This is a genomic window from Oleiphilus sp. HI0123, assembly GCF_001635315.1.
In genome coordinates, this window is the sequence record NZ_LWGE01000206.1 from 1 (window position 1) to 698 (window position 698).

Consider the following 698-nt stretch of genomic DNA (forward strand, 5'->3'; position numbering starts at 1 on the left):
TCTTATTTTTGTGCGGATCTTTCACTAGGTGCTCTGCAAGCAAGGCTTTGTCTTCAAAAACCAATGCATTCTCACCAATACTTTCACTCATCTGTTTTGCGTATTGCCCTATCAAGCAAAACTCTTCGATTCCTAATTCAAGCGCATAAGTCGCGACATCTATATGCGCGTCATGCGCATGAGCACCAAGTTCGGCCATTTCACCCAGCACGGCAACTCGATACCCCGCCTGCATAGACAAGATATTAAGGGCTGCTTTCATCGAAGCCGGATTTGCGTTGTAACTGTCGTCTAATAAAGTGATATCATTAATGACAGCTGTATTCATACGCCCTTCTGTCGACTCAACCTTTGCCAAGCCTTTTGCTACACCTTCCAAGTCGCATCCAACAGCAATTGCAGCAGTCGCTGCTGCGAGAGCATTTTGGATTTGATGCAAACCTGGCACAGGTAAACCAACCCTTACGCTCTCTTCGTGATAATTCAATGTAAAGCAGCTTCCTTCGGCTTCACATTCAACATCACTTGCAAAGACATCAGCATTTTCACTTTCCTGTGAGAAAGACAAACTTTGCCTTCCTCCCAAGCGCTCTAACCAAGTCATATAGGCTGGGTCATCGAAGTTTATTATTCCAACGCCGTCAGCGCTTAAGGAGTCATAAATTTCTCCTTTGCCTTCGACGATCGCTTCGTAATCA

Annotated in this window: 1 protein-coding gene; it reads right to left on the reverse strand. The window is 45.1% G+C overall.

Features of this window, described 5'->3' with window-relative positions; all coding sequences use genetic code 11:
* The coding region (locus A3761_RS01945) for a Mur ligase family protein (RefSeq protein ID WP_255374907.1) at positions 1-698 on the reverse strand (698 nt) is incomplete at both ends.